The 16,457-nt window shown below is 75.0% G+C and carries 14 protein-coding genes; 12 read left to right on the top strand and 2 right to left on the bottom strand.

What is annotated here, in order from left to right:
- Positions 1-163: 163 nt before the first annotated feature.
- From BJP25_RS15570 to BJP25_RS15550, 5 genes are all read left to right on the top strand, one after another.
- Entirely contained in the window at positions 164-820 is a 657-nt protein-coding gene (locus tag BJP25_RS15570; RefSeq protein WP_075975635.1) for a fasciclin domain-containing protein, read from the top strand.
- 37 nt (positions 821-857) lie between these two features.
- Entirely contained in the window at positions 858-1,682 is an 825-nt protein-coding gene (locus BJP25_RS15565; protein ID WP_332888637.1) for an alpha/beta fold hydrolase, read from the top strand.
- 136 nt (positions 1,683-1,818) lie between these two features.
- Complete coding sequence (locus BJP25_RS15560) at positions 1,819-2,361, top strand: acyl-CoA thioesterase (RefSeq protein ID WP_084794096.1); 543 nt, start codon at positions 1,819-1,821, stop codon at positions 2,359-2,361.
- Positions 2,358-2,825: a GNAT family N-acetyltransferase gene (locus BJP25_RS15555; RefSeq protein WP_075975633.1), complete on the top strand. Its 468-nt coding sequence runs from the start codon at positions 2,358-2,360 to the stop codon at positions 2,823-2,825. The genes BJP25_RS15560 and BJP25_RS15555 overlap by 4 nt, the downstream gene beginning before the upstream one ends.
- Before the next feature lie 284 nt (positions 2,826-3,109).
- Entirely contained in the window at positions 3,110-3,850 is a 741-nt protein-coding gene (locus tag BJP25_RS15550) for a GAF and ANTAR domain-containing protein (RefSeq protein WP_075975632.1), read from the top strand.
- 60 nt (positions 3,851-3,910) lie between these two features.
- Here the strand turns inward: BJP25_RS15550 and BJP25_RS15545 are convergent, their stop codons facing one another.
- Positions 3,911-5,167, bottom strand: a complete 1,257-nt coding sequence (locus tag BJP25_RS15545) for a D-arabinono-1,4-lactone oxidase (RefSeq protein ID WP_075975631.1) — start codon at positions 5,165-5,167, stop codon at positions 3,911-3,913.
- 189 nt (positions 5,168-5,356) lie between these two features.
- Between BJP25_RS15545 and BJP25_RS15540 the strand changes: the two genes are divergently transcribed.
- Positions 5,357-5,629 carry a GlsB/YeaQ/YmgE family stress response membrane protein gene (locus BJP25_RS15540; RefSeq protein ID WP_075975630.1) on the top strand — a complete coding sequence of 91 codons (273 nt, stop codon included), beginning with the start codon at positions 5,357-5,359 and terminating at the stop codon, positions 5,627-5,629.
- Between the two features lie 85 nt (positions 5,630-5,714).
- On the opposite strand, the gene BJP25_RS15535 is transcribed toward BJP25_RS15540, so the two are convergent.
- Positions 5,715-6,359, bottom strand: a complete 645-nt coding sequence (locus BJP25_RS15535) for a class I SAM-dependent DNA methyltransferase (RefSeq protein WP_075975629.1) — start codon at positions 6,357-6,359, stop codon at positions 5,715-5,717.
- A gap of 141 nt (positions 6,360-6,500) precedes the next feature.
- On the opposite strand from BJP25_RS15535, the gene BJP25_RS15530 reads away from it, so the two are divergent.
- From BJP25_RS15530 to BJP25_RS15510, 6 genes are all read left to right on the top strand, one after another.
- On the top strand, positions 6,501-6,932 hold the full coding sequence (locus BJP25_RS15530; protein ID WP_075975628.1) for an Hsp20/alpha crystallin family protein: 432 nt from the start codon (positions 6,501-6,503) through the stop codon (positions 6,930-6,932).
- A gap of 152 nt (positions 6,933-7,084) precedes the next feature.
- A complete protein-coding gene (locus BJP25_RS36230; RefSeq protein WP_269844550.1) occupies positions 7,085-7,219 on the top strand; it encodes a hypothetical protein in 135 nt (44 codons plus the stop codon).
- A gap of 4 nt (positions 7,220-7,223) precedes the next feature.
- Entirely contained in the window at positions 7,224-7,841 is a 618-nt protein-coding gene (locus tag BJP25_RS15525) for an HSP18 transcriptional regulator (protein ID WP_408607151.1), read from the top strand.
- A gap of 1,473 nt (positions 7,842-9,314) precedes the next feature.
- Positions 9,315-12,365 carry an AfsR/SARP family transcriptional regulator gene (locus tag BJP25_RS15520; RefSeq protein WP_075975627.1) on the top strand — a complete coding sequence of 1,017 codons (3,051 nt, stop codon included), beginning with the start codon at positions 9,315-9,317 and terminating at the stop codon, positions 12,363-12,365.
- 320 nt (positions 12,366-12,685) lie between these two features.
- The gene (locus tag BJP25_RS34200; RefSeq protein ID WP_075975626.1) at positions 12,686-13,570 is read left to right on the top strand and encodes a hypothetical protein; all 885 of its coding nucleotides are present in this window, start codon (positions 12,686-12,688) and stop codon (positions 13,568-13,570) included.
- A gap of 28 nt (positions 13,571-13,598) precedes the next feature.
- Complete coding sequence (locus BJP25_RS15510) at positions 13,599-16,346, top strand: helix-turn-helix transcriptional regulator (RefSeq protein WP_158075656.1); 2,748 nt, start codon at positions 13,599-13,601, stop codon at positions 16,344-16,346.
- The last annotated feature ends 111 nt before the right edge of the window (positions 16,347-16,457 follow it).

Below are 16,457 nucleotides of genomic sequence, written 5' to 3'. Positions count from 1 at the left end.
GGGTAACGGTGGGCGTCCGGACCCATCCGCTCCCCGACCCACCCCCGAATGCCGGTTGTCAGCGAGCCCCGGACCCACCGGGGACGCGAACCGCCCGGGGAACCGGGTGGTGCAAGTCCTAAGTGGATTTACCTGTCGTCTCAGCAATGGAGCGGAATACACCATGAAGCGCAGCCTTCGCGTCGTCACCGCGGTGTCCGGCATCGCCCTCACCGCCGCCCTGTCCGCCGCGTGCAGCAGCAGCGACACCGGTGCGTCGGGCTCCACCGGTGCCGCCACGACGACCACCACCGCCGCCGCGTCCTCCTCGGCCTCCGACGCCGCCGCGGGCGGCCTCGTCGGCCCCGGCTGCGCGGACTACGCCAAGCAGGTCCCGTCCGGCGCGGGCTCGGTCGAGGGCATGGCCGCCGACCCGGTCGCCACCGCCGCGAGCAACAACCCGCTGCTCAAGACCCTGGTGCAGGCCGTGTCCGGCAAGCTCAACCCCAAGGTCGACCTGGTCTCGACCCTCAACGGCGGCCAGTTCACCGTCTTCGCGCCGGTCGACTCCGCGTTCGCCAAGCTGGACCCGGCGACCATCGAGAAGCTCAAGACCGACGACGCCCTGCTGACCAAGATCCTGACCTACCACGTGGTCCCCAACCAGATCGCGCCGGACAAGATCGTCGGCACCCAGACCACCGTGGAGAAGGGCACCGTCAACGTCACCGGCTCGGGCGACAGCCTGAAGGTCAACGACGCCAACGTCATCTGCGGTGGCGTCAAGACCGCCAACGCGACCGTGTACCTCATCGACACGGTGCTGACCCCGACCTCGTGACCCGTCCCTGTCGTGGGTCGCGGCTAGGGTCTGGCGCGTGGAGTCAGTGACATCCCTGGACGTGCGGGTCGGTGACCGAGTGGTCCGCGCCCACGACAGCGGTGAACAGGGGCGTGCTGTGGTGCTCTGGCACCACGGCACGCCCCAAACCGGTTTCCCGATCGAACCCGTCGCCCGGGCCGCGCGAGCGACGGGCGTGCGGGTTCTTTCCTATGGCAGACCCGGGTACGGCGGGTCGACCCGCCAACCGGGGCGGCAGGTGGTGTCGGCCGCGGTGGACGCGGCCGCCGTCGCCGACGCGTTCGGGGTCGACCGGTTCTGCGTGGTGGGGGCGTCCGGGGGCGGCTCGCACGCGCTGGGGTGCGCCGCCGGGTTGGGCGACCGGGTCTTCGCGGCTGTCGCGTTCGCCGCGCCCGCGCCCTGGTCCGACGCGTTCGACTGGTACGGCGGGATGGTGGCGCCGCAGGCCCTGCGCGCGGGGCGGTCGGGCCTGGCCGCCCGGGAGGCGGTGACGCCGGAGTTCGACCCGGACAGCTTCGTCGAGGCCGACTACGAGCTGCTCGCCGGGCCGTGGGGCGAGATGGGCCGCGACGCCCAGCGCGCCGGGCGGGAGGGCGGCGGGGGAGAGGTCGACGACGATGTCGCCTTCGCCGGGGACTGGGGGGTCGACTTCGCGGCCGTCCGCACGCCGGTGCTGCTCGTGCAGGGCGGCCTGGACCGGGTGGTGCCCCCCGACCACGGCAGGCACCTCGCCGCGCTGCTGCCGCACGCGGAGCTGTGGTACCGGCCCGACGACGGGCACGTGTCGATCCTGCGGGAGCTGCCCGAGGCGCTGGAGTGGGCGCTGCGGCACCTGGCCTAGTCGGGGGCCGCGCGGGCTGTGCGATCGGGCGCTGGGGCTGTGCGACCGGGCGCGAGCTGTGAGATCGGGCTCGTTCCGCTCCCGGTGCCCGGTTTGGCAGACTCTGGCGACACGGTCGAGGAGGCGTGGGGTGCTGATGGCGTTGCGGATGGCGCGGACGATGGTCACGGGGCGGTTCGCCCGGCGCGCGGACCTGTGGTCCCCGGTGACCACCCGGTTCCGGGTCGCGCCCACCGACCTCGACGTGCTGCGGCACATGAACAACGGCAAGTACCTGTCCACCCTCGACGCGGCCAGGATGGACCTCTACACCAGGACGCGGCTGTGGCCGGTGCTCGCCCGCCGGGGCTGGTACCCGGTCGTCGCCGCGCAGACCATCGAGTACCGGCGGTCGCTGCTCCCCTTCGAGCGGTTCACCGTGACCAGCCGGTTCGTCGGGGTGGACACCCGCAACGCCTACCTCGAGCACGTCTTCCGCGCCGGGCAGGACGAGTGCGCCAGGGCGTTCGTGGCCGCCCGGTTCCTCAGCCGCCGCGGCGGCTCGATCACCCCGGCGGAGCTGGCCGGGGCCGTCCCCGCCTTCGGCGCGGGCCCCACCGTCCCGCCGTGGTTGGAGCGGTGGGCGGGCGACCTGCGCGCCTCGCTGCCCACCGTCGTGCGCGGCGGCGCGGCCTCATGACCCCCCGGGTCGTCGTGGACGACCTGTCCGGCGCGGCGATCGCGGAGTTCCTGGGCGCCCACCTGGCGCAGATGCGCGCGACCAGCCCGCCGGAGAGCAAGCACGCCCTCGACCTCGACGGCCTGCGCGCGCCGGGCGTGACCTTCTGGTCGGTGCTCGACGACGACGGGTCCGTCCTCGGGTGCGGCGCGCTGAAGCTGCTCACCCCCGAGCACGCCGAGCTCAAGTCCATGCGCACCGACCCGGCGCGCAGGCGGACCGGGATCGCCTCGCTGCTGCTGACCCACATCCTCACCGAGGCGACCGCGCTGGGGTGCACCCGGATCAGCCTGGAGACGGGGTCGGCGGAGTTCTTCCGGCCCGCGCGCACGCTCTACACCCGGTTCGGGTTCACCCCGTGCCCGCCGTTCGGCGACTACCGGCCCGACCCGCACAGCGCGTTCTTCACCCGGCAGCTGCCCTGACCCGCCGCCGTTCGGGTGCCCGACCTGGCCGGGCACCCCACCGGTCCCGCCTCGGTCGAACGGGCCACCCCGGCCGGGCCGACCAGGGCCGGGCCACGGGGTGAGCGCCGCCACGACCGCCCGGCCAGGCGTGACGCGGTGGCGAAGTGGGTAAGAGAGCACCAGCGGCCCGCCGGGTCGGCTGCACCTGCCGCGCCGCGAGGTGGCCGGTGCGCAGCCGCTCTTCAGCAGCGCAGGAGCACGGCGCCGGTCGCCGCCAGACCGCACGGACCCCAGGAGGCCCGATGTCCGAGGAGAGCACGGCGGTCCCCGCCGCCCAGTGGGACGCCACCCGGCACCTGCGCGACCTGACCCGCTCGCTGATGTCCGCAGGCACCGTCGGGGAGGTGCTGGACCGCGTGGTGTCGCTGACCTGCAGGCTCATCCCCGGCGCGGACCTCGTCTCGTTCACCCTGCGCACCACCGACGGCCGCTACCACACCCCCACCGAGTCCGACCCGCTCGCGCTGGAGCTCGACCGGGTGCAGTACGAGGCGGGCGAGGGCCCGTGCGTCGACGCCGCCGACGAGAGCGGGCTGGGCTACGTGCGCGCCGTCGACCTGGCCTCCGGCCAGGACTGGCCGCGGTTCGGGCCCGCCGCGGCCGCCGCGGGGTTCAGCGAGGTGCTGGCCACCGCGCTCGTCCTCGACGGTGATCTCGCGGACTGCTCCGGCGCGCTCAACATCTACAGCAGGACGCCGGGCGCCCTCGCGGGCGAGGCGGTGGACATGGCGCTGGTGCTCGCCACGCACGCCTCCCTGGCGATCCAGGGCGCCCGCGCCGCGGAGCGGGCCGCGCTGCGCGAGACCCAGCTGCGGCAGGCCGTGGAGTCGCGCGACGTCATCGGGCAGGCCAAGGGCATCCTCATGCAGCGCAGGAACATCTCCGCCGACGACGCCTTCGCCCTGCTGCGCGACACCTCCCAGCGGATGAACGTCAAGCTCGCCCAGCTGGCCCGCACCGTCACCGAGTCCGTCCCGGGCTAGGACAAGCCCCAGGTGACGCCCCGGCCACCACTCGCACCTCGGCTTGGAGGGCGCGTGGGGTCAGCCGCGGGGAAAGTGCGCGTCCAGCAGGTCGTTGGTGAACTTGCCGCCGGGGTCCATCGTCCGCAGCAGGGTGGTGAAGTCCTGGGCGCGCGGGTAGTGCGCCACGACCTCCTCCGGCGCCATCGTCGTGAGCTTGCCCCAGTGCGGGCGGGCCCCCAGCGGGCGCAGCGCGTCCTCTACCGCCTTGACCGCGGGCAGCGCGGCGCCGGTGTCGTGCACCCAGGTGAAGTGGATCGTCAGCGAGTCGCGCCGGTGGGCCGGGCTCAACCACAGGTCGTCCGCGGCCACCGTGCGGATCTCGGCGATCTGGAGCACCGGCGCCACCACGTCCGCGATGGCGCGCAGGGCGCCGATCGCCTCCCGTGCCCCGGCCAGCGGCACGTACACCTCCGACTGGAGCTCCGCGCCCGCGCTGCTCGGCTTCAGCTCGGGGCGGAAGTGCGGCAGGCGCTCGAACCACGGGCCCGGCACGCCCAGTTGCTGGGTGCTCGACGCGGTGGACATGCCGGGGACGGGGTGGACGGTCGTGGTCGCCGGGGTCCCCGCGCGCCAGCCGCTCCCGGTGTGCCCCACCCGGTTCTTGAGGAACACCGAGGCCGTGCCGTCCTGCCAGCGGGTGAAGGTGCTCACGCTGGAGGCCGCGGTGTGCACGGCCGCGAAGTCCCGCTCCACCTCGTCCAGCGGCACGTCCAGGAGCACGTCCTGGGCGACCTCGTAGGTCGGTTCCACGTCCAGGGTCAGCGCGGTCACCACGCCCAGCCCGCCCAGGGCGACCACCGCGCCGGGCAGGGTGTCCGGGGTGGTGTCGCGGGAGATCGTGGTCAGGTCGCCCTCGGGGGTGAGCAGGTGCACCGCGCGCACGTCCGCGGCCAGGCACCGGTGCGCGGTGCCCGATCCGTGCGTGGCCGTGGCCACCGACCCCGCGACGGAGATGTGCGGCAGGGACGCCAGCGCGCCAAGGGCCACGCCCTCGGCGTGCAGCCGGGCGGCCACCTCGCCGTAGGTCATGCCCGCGCCGACGGTGGCCGTCGACCCGGACACCTCCACCAGCGGCGGCAGGGCGTCGAGGGCCACGAGGTCGCCGGTGGTGTCGGTCACGGCGCTGAAGGAGTGGCCGCTGCCGAGCGCGCGCACGCGCGGGGACTCCGCGACGACCTCGCGCAGCGCGTCGAGGGTGTGCGGGCGGTGCACGGCGCGTGCGCCGAAGGTGACGTTGCCCGCCCAGTTGCGCGCCGGGTGCTGCGCTGTCGACATGTGTGCTCTCTCCGATCGGGTGCTCCGATCGACGGTACCCCCGCGTCCACTCGCGACCACCCGGGTGCCCGGCGGGGCCAGGAACCGGACCAACGGGACAGGTTGTTCGTTGCCGCGGCCCGCGGTGATTGGTGGGGGTTCCGAGTGGGTATCTCAGCGCTAACCTGAATCGACCCGCTAGGAGTGGACGTGACTGTCGCCGGAATCATCAGTGCGTTGATCATCGGTTTGATCATCGGGGCGCTCGGCAGGCTCGTCGTGCCGGGCAAGCAGAGCATCCCGATCTGGTTGACCATCGTCATCGGCATCGTGGCCGCCCTGGTGGGCACCCTGATCGCCCGCGCCGTCGGCGTGGGTGACACCAGGGGGATCGACTGGATCGAGATCCTGATCCAGGTCGTGCTCGCCGCTGTCGGCGTCGCCCTCGTGGCGGGTGTGTACGGGCGCCGATCCGTGCGCTGACACCAGAACCCCAGAACGGCCCGGCGGGACTGTCCCGCCGGGCCGTTCTGCTGTCCGCTCCCGCCCGTGGGCGGCGGATTCCCGCTCACCCGGGCGGCTTGCGGGCGATCAGGTGGGCGTGCGGGGTCAGCTCGGTGCCGCGCGCGGTCCGCCGCAGCACCGATTCCGTCGTGAACCCCGCGTCGGCCAGCAGGCGGGTGAGCCCGTCCGGGGTGAAGCGGTGGTAGTCGAGGTCGACCCGGTGGCCGAACGCCTCGTCGAAGTGGCGGACGCCCGTGCCGACCTGGAAGGCGAGCAGGAGGTGGCCGCCGGGGCGCAGGGCGCGGTGGAACCCGGCCAGCGCCGCGGGCACGTGCGGCGGGGGGACGTGGATGAGCGAGTAGGACGCGCAGATGCCGCCCAGGGAGCCGTCCGCGACGTCGAGGTCGGTCAGGGAGCCGAGGCGGTAGTCCGGGCCCGGGTGGGTGCGGCGGGCGATCGCGAGCATCGACGCGGACAGGTCGAGGCCGCTGACGGGGATGCCCAGCGCGTGCAGGTGCCCCGTCGCGTCGCCGGTGCCGCAGCCGACGTCGAGGACCGGGCCGCCGCCGCGGACGAGCTCGGCGAAGGCGGTGAGCATGGCCCGGGCGTAGGGCTGGTCGGACAACCCGGCGGCGAACGCCTCGGCGTACTCGTCCGCGATGGCGTCGTAGCCGGCGCGGGTGGCGCTCAGGTGGTGGGGCTCGATCACGGGGTGACCGTAGCGGCGGGGTGTGACACCGCAGACATGTCATCTTCCGGACGACACGAGACTTGTCATCGGGTTGATGACGGGGTACAAATGGTGTCGAGCGACGGCCACGGGGGCCGTCGGGACACAGGAGGATCCGCGATGTTGATGCGCACCGACCCGTTCCGCGAGTTCGACCGCCTGACCCAGCAGCTGTTCGGCGGCGCGGGGTCCGGCACCTGGTCCAAGCCGTCGTCCATGCCGATGGACGCCTACCGCTCCGGCGGCGAGCTGGTCGTCAGCTTCGACCTGCCCGGCGTCGACCCCTCGGCCATCGAGGTCGACGTCGAGCGCAACGTCCTCACCGTCAAGGCCGAGCGGCGCCCCACCCTGGGCGACGACGTGCAGGTCCAGGTGAGCGAGCGGCCCCTGGGGGTGTTCTCCCGCCAGCTGTTCCTCGGCGACACCCTCGACACCGACCGCATCTCCGCCGACTACGACGCCGGTGTCCTCACCCTCCGCATCCCGGTGGCCGAGCAGGCCAAGGCCCGCCGCATCACCGTCGGCTCGGCCCCGAAGGAGATCGACGCCTGACCCGGGCGGTGTTCCCGCGAACCCCCGTCCGACGCGGTGGGGGCGGTCCTCCGCCCCCACCGCGGGCGTCGGCACCGATGCCGTGAGCGGCGCAGTGCTGAGTGACCCGGTGCCGAGTGACCCGGTGCTGATCGACCGGTGCTGATCGACCGGTGCTGATCGACCTGGTGCTGATTGACGTGGTGCCGTGGGCGCTGGGGCCGGCAGGCTCGGTGCCGGTGGGCTGGTCCGCGCTCGGCCGGGTGCCGGCAGGCTGGTCGTCGGCGGGCCGGTCGTCGGCAGGGTGATCGCGTGGAGGTGGTCGAGGTGGAGCAGGAGCCCGATGAGGTCGTGCGCGGGTTGGTCGCCCGCCTCGGTGAGGCCCGGTCGGGCACCGCGGACCCCGAGGAGCTGCTGTCCGCCCTGGCGCAGTTGCGCGAGCTGCGCGAGGAGATGGCCGGGTGGGAGCCCGAGCTGATCCAGGCCGCGCGCGCGGCCGGGGCCAGTTGGGCGGCCCTCGCCCCGGCCCTGGGGGTGGCGAGCAGGCAGGCCGCCGAGCGCCGCTTCCTGCGGTTGCACCCGGAGACCGGCGAGCAGACTGCGGAGGGGCGGGTGCACGCCCGTCGCGATCAGCGGGCCGTGGAGCGCGCGACCTCGGCGTGGGCCCAGGACAACGCCGCCGCCCTGCGCACCCTGGCCGCCCGCATCCTGGCGCTGGCCGACCTCGACAACGCGGCCCGCAGGCACGCCGCCCGCGTCGGTGAGGCCCTGGGGGGCAGCGACCCCGCTCGGCTGGTGGGCCCGCTGGTGGACATCCGCACCTACCTGGTGCACCACCCCGCCCTGGCCGAACAGGTCGACGCGGTCGTCGTCCGCACGACCCGCATCCGACACGAGATCACCACCGCGCGCCGCGACGGCCGCGGGTGACACCTCCCCCGAGGCCCGCTGCTCGGCTCGACCACCACGCTGCCCACTCCCCGCCGCGGTCACTCCCGCTCGGCTGACCGGTGCGGCCGACTTCCCGCCCCGATGATCGCTACGGGGTCTACCTCTGTGACGGTGGCTCTCCCGCCAGCGGCAGCAGGACTGCACCCTGCCCTGGCGGCGCACGCTGGGTGCTTCATTGCTCGGCCTCCTGCGATCCAGCCTGAGCGATCGACGCGCGGTCGGGCGTTGGCCACCGCGACTCTTCCCCTGGTGACGATGCAGTTGGTCGCTCTTGGAGCCTGCACCGGGCGTGGGTGTCGATGTGCGGCAGGGACCGCCCTGGTGGGTCGCAGGCGCCGATGGCAGGTCGGAGCCTTTCGCCGAGGGTTTGGTGAGGCGCACGCGGTTTGAGGATGTTGGGGGTGTGGTGGGGTTTCGGGGGTGGGTTGGCCAGCAGTCAGGTGGGGGTGTGCTCGGGGCGTTCGGGGTAGGGGAGTGGTGCTTTCGGCGTACGCGTTGTAGTGGGATTTTCGGGGGTGTCCCATTGTGGACGGGAAACTTTGGGGGGCGAGGGGCCTGCGAGTGGGGGCTCGGGCGGCGATCGGGTGGTCCGGGGTGGGGTCGCGGCGTGGGTGGTGGAACCGGTATCGGTGAGATGTCAACCCCTAATCTGCCCGGGGTCACCCGCAGGGGCGGGGGTCGCTGGTCCGCGTCCCCGCGGCGGGCGAGGGGATGGGGGATCGGCGCGTTCGAGTGAAGGGCGGCGCCGGAACCGGTGGCGGCGCGGTCATGCGATCCGGGGTCGGGGGCAGGGCGTTCACCGGTGTCGGGGTCGACATTTCCCCGCGGGGCGTCACCTGGTTGGACCGCGACGAGCGGGCGGGGGCCGACGGGTGGTCCGGGGGGTACTACCTGCGGTTCGTGGGCGGGGTGCAGGGGGGTCGCGGGGAGTGGTCGCGTGATTGCTGTGGGGCATTCTTGCGTGGTCGTGAAACGATTTCCATTGGTGATCCATGCCATTCCGGGTGTGGGTCACCGCTGATTTACCCGATGGTGTTCCGGCTGTTCCGGGGTTCGGGCGCGCGGGTGCCCGGATGGACCGGTTGGCCTGTTCGGAGCAGAGCGCTGTGCTCCGGGCACGGGGTCCGGGCGGTCGGTCACCGCGTGGGGGGCACCCCTATCGACCTGCGACATCGAAGGTGATCTGCCCCTCGTGCGCGGCGCGCGCGGGTCCGGTGGGGGTGCGGGCGGGGCGGGGCGCCGGGGGTGGTCGGCGGGGGCGAGCGGGCATTGGGCTGGGTGTTGGCGTGTTAACGTCTTTTTGCCGCGACAGCGTCTCTGGTGCCGGTTCAATGGCCCGGTATACGCTGAGAGCGTGTGATTCGACGACTGCTCGAAAACCTTGTTGGGGGCGTTTTGAGGCTCCAGTTGCTGGGACCGCTCGAACTCAGCGATGGACGGCGCGCGCTGAACGTGGGGGGTGCGCGCCAGCGGGTCGTGCTGTCCATGCTCGCGCTCAACGCCGGGCGGGTCACCCCGCTGGAGCAGTTGATCGACGCCGTCTGGGACGACGAGCCGCCCTCGACCGCGCGCGGTCAGATCCAGTTCTGCATCTCCGCCCTGCGCAAGGTGTTCACCGACGCCGGGCGGGGCGGGGTCATCGTCACCGACCCGGCCGGGTACCTGCTCGACGCCGCGGACCTCGACCTCGACAGCGCGCGGTTCACCAGCGGGGTGGCCGCGGCGGTGGACCTGGAGGCCGAGGGCAGGCTCGCCGACGCCGCGGGGGAGCTGCGGGCGGCGCTGGCGCTGTGGCGCGGGCCCGCGCTGGCCGGGGTGAACAGCGCGCTGGTGCAGCGCGGTGCCGCCCACCTGGAGGACAGCAGGCTGGCCGCGGTCGAGCGGCGGGTGCGCCTCGACCTCGCCCTGGGCAGGCACGAGGAGATCATCGGTGAGCTGACCGCGCTGGTCGCGGAGGAACCGCTGCGCGAGCGGCGGTACGGGTTCCTCATGCTCGCCCTCTACCGGGCCGAGCGGCAGGCCGAGGCGCTGGAGGTGGCCAGGCGGGCGCGGGCGACCCTGGTCGAGGAGCTGGGCGTCGAGCCGGGGCAGGAGCTGCGCGAGCTGGAGGAGGCCATCCTCAACCGCGACCCGGCGCTGGCCGCCCGCCCGCCCGCCGAGGCCGCGCCTGCCCGCGAGCCGGTCGTCGAGGAGCAGGTGGTGGTGCCGCGGCAGCTGCCCGCGAGCATCGCGGACTTCACCGGCCGCGAGGACCAGCTGGCCGAGATCCGCGACGTGCTGCTCGACCGCGGCGGCGACGGCGCCGACCACGCCGACCACGCCGTGCGGATCGTGGCCATCTCCGGCAAGGGCGGGGTGGGCAAGTCCAGCCTCGCCGTGCGGGTGGCCCACGAGCTGCGCGAGGAGTTCCCGGACGGGCAGCTCTACGGGGACTTCCGCTTCCCCGGCGACGACCGCACCGGCAAGCTGCTGGAGCGGTTCCTGCGCGCGCTGGGCGTCAACGGCGCCATGGTGCCCGAGGACGTGCAGGAGCAGGCCGAGCTCTACCGCAGCCTGCTGGCCACCAAGCGGGTGCTCGTGGTCCTCGACGACGTGGTGGGCGAGGAGCAGGTGCTCCCGCTGCTGCCCGGCAGCCCCACCTGCGCGGTGATCGCCACCAGCCGGATGCGGATGACCGGGCTGCCCGGCGCGCACTGGGTGGACGTCGACGCCTTCGACACCACCCGGTCGATGGTGCTGCTGGCCAGGATCGTCGGCCCGGCGCGGGTCAGCGCCGAGCCGGGGCCCGCGGCCGAGCTGGTCGGGTTCTGCGGCGGGCTGCCGCTGGCGCTGCGGATCGCGGGGGCGCGGCTGGCGTCCAAGCCGCACTGGCGGATCGCCTCGCTGGTGCGCCGGTTGCAGGACGAGACCAGCAGGCTCGACGAGTTCAACTACCGCGGCTTCGAGCTGCGGTTCAACATCGGCCTCACCTACGACGAGCTCAGCGCGCAGGCCAAGCGGCTGTTCCGGCTGTTCGCCCTGCTGCGCGCCCCCGACTTCCCGGCCTGGACCGCCGCGGCGCTGCTCGACACCGACCTGCCGCACGCCGAGGAGGTGCTGGAGCAGCTGATCGACGCCCGGCTGCTCGACACCGTGGAGTTCCCCGGCGAGCAGGTGCGCTACCGGCTGCACAACCTGATCCGGGTCTACGCCCTGGAACGCCTGCTGGACAACGAGACCAGGCAGGAGCGCGACGCCGCGCTCCAGCGAGTGCTGGGCGCCTGGATGGGCCTGGCCGAGCAGGCCCACCGCGCCGAGTACGGCGGCGACTACACGATCCTGCACGGCACCGCCCCGCGCTGGCAGCCGCCGCTGCCGCCCGGGCGCACCCTGCTCGACGAGCTCGACGTGCCCGCGGACTGGTGGGAGAGCGAGCGCCGGTCGCTGGTGGCCGCCGTGCGCCAGGCCGCCGCCGAGGGCCTCGACGAGCTGTGCTGGGACCTGGCGCTGACCGCGGTGACCCTGTTCGAGACCAAGGGCTACTTCGACGACTGGCACGAGACCGCCCGGCTCGGGCTCGACCTGTGCGAGCGCACCGGCAACCGCACCGGGCAGGCCGCGATGCTCTACTCCCTGGGCACGCTGCACATGTTCCAGAAGCGGCTGCCCGACTCGCAGCGCTGCCTGGCCGCGGCCATGGCGCTGTTCGAGGCCAGGGGCGACACCCACGGCCGGGCGCTGGCGCTGCGGAACATGGCCATCACCGACGGCCTGCTCGGCGACGTCACCACCATGGTGTCCCGGTTGGACTCCGCGCTGGCGCTCATGCGCGAGGTGGGCGACCGGATGGGCGAGGCGCAGGTGCTGCGCAGCATCGCCCGGTTCCGCATCGACGAGCACGACCACGAGCAGGGCAAGCAGCTGCTGGAGTCCGCGCTGCGCATCTGCCGCGAGGTCGGCTGCGTGCGCGGCGAGGCGCAGGTGCTGCACCAGTTCGCCCACCTGCACCTGGGAACCCGCGACCACGCCGCGGCGGCGCGCGAGTTCACCGGCGTGCTGCGGATAGTGCGCTCGATCGGTGACCGGATCGGGGAGACCTACGCCCTCTACGGGCTCGGCGTGGCCCGGTACCGGCAGGGGCGGCTGGTCGACGCGGAGACGGTGCTGCGCAACGCGATGGCGCTGGCGGTGCGGGTGGGCGAGCGGCTGGTGCAGGGGCAGACGATGGTCGCCATCGGCGAGATCCGGTTGGCCCTGGGCGACCAGCGCGCCGCCGAGGCGGAGCTGTCGACCGCGGTGGGGCTGTTCGCGGAGCTGGGATCGGCGCTGTGGCACGCGAAGGCGCTGGTGCTGCTGGCGGCGGCGAAGTCCGGTGCCGGTGGCCCGGTGGGCGACGAGCTGAGGCGGGCCAGGCAGCTGCTCGACGGCGTCCCGTCGAAGGAAGCCGCCCGCTGGGCCGACCACCTCGACGCCCTGGAGGCGGCGCTCCCCGAGGACGCGCGCGCCGAGCTGCGCGTGAGCTGAGCGCCCCGGGCCGGTGCCCGGTCCTGGTGCGCCCCACCCGATCCCGGCGGCGGGACCGGGTGCCGCGTCGCGCCCGGACCTGTCCGCTCGTGGGTGGGTGCCGCCTGGGGTGAACGCCGGGAGAACCCCGGGTCACCAGTGCATGTCGTCCGGGTACATCGCGCCTGACCTCCCTCGCCGCCGTCGGGGACCGTGCGTCCAGTGGACACTTCACCGCTTTCGGCCGGCTTCCGGTCGGCTTTCACCACCGTGGCAGCGAGGTGAAAGCGCGGTGCGGCACCCTGCTGGCACCCGCGCGACACACGGAAGGGGTGCACGGGATGGGCGCGCCGATCCTGCCTCTGGGGGTCGAGGAGCTGTCCGCCGCCACGGCGGTCGCAGACCTCGTCGGCGTGCTGTCCGCCGCGCTGGCGGGACGCGCACCCGTCCCGGCGTGCCGGGTGCGGCCGTGGACCGGACCCCCCGCGGGCGACGACGCCGCCGTCGACCCGACCCCGGTGGACCTGGACCCCGCGGTCCTGGACCCCGCCGGGCAGGACGGGGACGGCCTGCTGCTCGTCGAGGACGACGACGCGCGCTTCCTCGTGCCCGCCGCGGGGTTGCGGGCGGTGCACGCCGCCGCGCTGGCCACCCTGGCCGCGCGGGAACTGGTGGCGCCGGGGCCGGTGCGGGCGGTGGTGCTGGGGACGGGCGCGGTGCTGCGCCCGCAGCTGACGATGATCGTCCGGCGGCTGCCGACGGTCCGGCACATCACCGTGCACCCGGCGGGCGCGCGCATCGATCCCGGCGCGCTGGCCGAGGTCGACCTGACGTCGGTGACCCTGTCGGTCGCCGAGGACGTGGGCGCCGCGGTCGAGGGTGCCCGGTTGGTGTTCGCCCACGACGGGGCGTGGGTGGTGCCCGCCGACCGGCTGGCGCCGGGGGCGCTGGTCGTGCGCGCCGGGGCGTGCCCGGTGCGCGCCGCCGCGGCCGCGGTCGACCAGCGGTTCACCGACGACCCGGCGGCCGCCGGGGACGCGGTGCGGTTGGCCGACGTGCTCACCGGCGCGCACCCGGGGCGGGCCACCGCCGACGCGGTGGTGCTGGTGGACCTGGTCGGCGCGGCCGGGTTGGACCTGGTCGCGTGCGTGCTGCACGGGGCGGCGCGCGAGCGCGGCTTCGGCGCCGGGGGTGTGCGGTGCGCGGGCACGGGGTGCGGAACGTGAGATCCGGGGTAGCAGAGGAGGGTGCACGGTGTTGTTGACCGAACGCGGTGGTGAACTGGCCCGCTTAGGCGAGGCCGCGACGGGGTGTGCGGCTGGTCGGGGCGGGCTCGCCCTGGTCAGCGGTGGACCCGCCAGCGGCAAGACCGCCGTGCTGCGGGCGTTCGCGGACACGTGGGCGGGCGAGGACGTCGTGCTGCTGACCGCGGCGGCCTCGCGGGCCGAGCGCGACCTGCGGCTGGGCGTGCTCGCCCAGCTCACCCGGGCGGTGCCCGACGCGGCGGGCCCGGTGGCCGGGGCCCGTGCCGGGCACGGCCCGCTGACCCCCGACGTCGTCGACGGCCTCGGCGCGCTGGTGCTGGCGCTGACCCGGCGCGCGCCGGTGGTGCTGGTGGTCGACGACGTCCAGCACGCGGACGAGGAGTCGGTGCAGGTGCTGCTGCACCTGCGGCGCCGGGTCCGCGGCGCCCCCCTGCTGCTGGTGCTCGCCGAGTGGGAGCGCCCCGCGCTGGTGCGCCCGCAGCCGCACGCCGACCTGGTCCGCCAGCCCGACACCCGGGTCCCGCTGGCGCCGCTGACCGGCGCGGGCGTGGCCGAGCTGCTGGCGACCACCGTCGACCACGAGGCCGCGACCCGGCTCGCCCCCGCCTGCGCCCACCTCACCGGCGGCAACCCGTACCTGGTGAGCGCCCTGGTGGAGGACCAGCGCGCCGCGGCCCCCGACGCCGACGCCCCGGTGGTGGGCCCGGCCTTCCACCAGGCGGTGCTCGACTGCGCCGCCCGCTGGGACCCCGGCTTCCTCGACATCGCCCGCGGCCTGGCCGTCCTCGGCGACGCCGAGCTGCTGCCCGAGCTGGTCGAGCTGCCCCCCGCCCCGGTCGCCCAGGCGCTGTCGGTGCTGGCCGAGGCGGGCCTGGTGCTCGACGGGCGGGTGCGCGCCCCGGAGGTCGTCGACGCGCTGCTGGCCGGGCTGGACCCGCGCACCGCCGCCGACCTGCACGCCAGGGCCGCGCTGCTGCACTACCGCCGCGGCGCCGACGCCACCGAGGTCGCCCGGCACCTCACCCGCGCGGGCGGCGTCCCCGACCCGTGGGCGGTGGCGCCGCTGCGGGCCGCGGCCGAGCAGTCCGCCGTGGACGACGCCGCGTTCGCGGTGCGCTGCCTGGAGCTGGCCGTCGCCGCCTGCGCCGACCCCGCCGAGCTGACCGCCCTGCGCGCGGCGCTGGTGCGCATCGCCTGGCGGGTCAACCCCACCGCCTCCGCGCGCCACCTGGCCGCGCTCGGCGGCGCGGTGGACGGGCTGGGCTGGCGCGAGGCCGTCCCGGTGATCCGCCACCTGCTCTGGCAGGGCGACCTGGCCGGGGCGGGGGCGCGGATGCGCGCCACCCGCGCGCACGCGGGCCCGCCGGACGCGCGCACCGCCGCCGAGCTGCGGCTGGCGACCGAGTGGATCTTCGGGCGGCTGCGCGAGGGCGACCGCGACGGCGTGCGCGCCGCGCTGACCACCGCCGACCGCGCCGAGACCGCGGTGCACTCCTGGCAGCGCACGGCGGGGCTGCTCGACGCGTGGTCGCGCGGCTCGGCCAAGGAGGCGAGCCGGGCGGCCGAGCACGTGCTGCAGAGCTGCCTGGGCGACGTCGCCCCCGAGGTCGGCGCGCTGGCGCTGCTGGCGCTCGACCACGTCGACCGGCACGACCGGGTGCGCTACTGGTGCGAGGTGCTCACCGAGCAGGCCGCGCGGCAGGGCGCGGTGACCTGGCAGGCGGTGCTGGCCGCCGTGCGCGCGGACATCGCCGTGCGCCGCGGCGACCCGCAGACCGCCGCCGCGGAGGCCACCGCGGCGCTGGAGCTGCTGCCCGCGCAGAGCTGGGGGGTGCTCGTCGGGCTGCCGCTGGCGGCGCTGATCGCCGCGCGCTCGGCGCAGGGCAGGCACGACGAGGCCGCCGAGCTGGTCGCCCGCCCGGTGCCCGCGGCGCTGCCCGCGACGGTGCTGGGCGTGCGCTACGCCCACGCCTGCGGCCAACACAGCCTGGCCACCGGGCACGCGCTGGCGGCGCTGGACGCGTTCGAGGACTGCGCGGCGTGGATGTGGGGCCGCGACACCGGCATCCCCGCCACGATCCCGTGGCGCAGCTCGCTGGCCCAGGCCTACCTGCTGGTCGGGCGCCGCAAGGAGGCCCGCGAGCTGGCCAACCAGCAGCTCGGCCGGTGCGCGGGCGGCGGCTCGCGGCTGCGCGGCATCTCGCTGCGGGTGCTGGCGCTGTGCGGCGACCCGCAGCAGCGGGTGCCGGTGCTGCGCGAGGCGGTGCAGCACCTGGAGTGGTCCGGTGACCGGGTGGAGCTGGCCAGGGCGCTGGCCGACCTGAGCCGGGCGCACCGGGAGCTGGGCCAGCTCTCCAGCGCGCGGCTGGTGCTGCGCAAGGCCGACCAGCTCAGCCGGGCGTGCGAGGCGGAGCCCGCCCCCCGGGTGCCCGACCCCGTCCGCCCCGGGCGCCCGGCGGAGGTGCGGCCCACGGCCATCACCGCGGCCCGCTCGGCGGTGGTGGCGCAGGCGCCGGTGCTCAGCGACGCCGAGCGCAAGGTGGCGGAGCTGGCGGCCGACGGCCACACCAACCGGGAGATCGGTCGTAAGCTCTACATCACGGTGAGCACCGTGGAGCAGCACCTGACCCGGGTCTACCGCAAGCTCAACGTGGGCAAGCGGACCGAGCTGCCGCAGGTGCTGGCCGAGGTCCCCGAGGCCAGGTCGCACGAGCACCAGCTCGCCGCCTCCGGCTGACCGGGCGGGGCACGGGTCTGTCCGCTCCCCCAACCGGACAGACCCGCGCCCCCGGTGGCCACCCCTGTGAGTCCCCACCCACCGGAGCTGCCCCGCACCGGTCCGGGTGGC

It is taken from the genome of Actinokineospora bangkokensis (genome assembly GCF_001940455.1).
In the GTDB taxonomy this organism is placed as follows: Bacteria; Actinomycetota; Actinomycetes; order Mycobacteriales; family Pseudonocardiaceae; genus Actinokineospora; species Actinokineospora bangkokensis.
Note: the sequence above shows the minus strand (reverse complement) of the source record. Positions and strands in the feature narration are given on the sequence as shown.

Excerpts from the sequence above, each read along its gene's own strand:
- BJP25_RS15555 (WP_075975633.1), top strand. The coding sequence starts at position 2,358 with ATGACCCCCCGGGTCGTCGTGGACGACCTGTCCGGCGCGGCGATCGCG.
- BJP25_RS15560 (WP_084794096.1), top strand. The coding sequence starts at position 1,819 with ATGGCGTTGCGGATGGCGCGGACGATGGTCACGGGGCGGTTCGCCCGG.
- BJP25_RS34200 (WP_075975626.1), top strand. The coding sequence starts at position 12,686 with ATGGGCGCGCCGATCCTGCCTCTGGGGGTCGAGGAGCTGTCCGCCGCC.
- BJP25_RS15550 (WP_075975632.1), top strand. The coding sequence starts at position 3,110 with ATGTCCGAGGAGAGCACGGCGGTCCCCGCCGCCCAGTGGGACGCCACC.
- BJP25_RS15570 (WP_075975635.1), top strand. The coding sequence starts at position 164 with ATGAAGCGCAGCCTTCGCGTCGTCACCGCGGTGTCCGGCATCGCCCTC.
- BJP25_RS15530 (WP_075975628.1), top strand. The coding sequence starts at position 6,501 with ATGTTGATGCGCACCGACCCGTTCCGCGAGTTCGACCGCCTGACCCAG.
- BJP25_RS15545 (WP_075975631.1), bottom strand. The coding sequence starts at position 5,167 with ATGTCGACAGCGCAGCACCCGGCGCGCAACTGGGCGGGCAACGTCACC.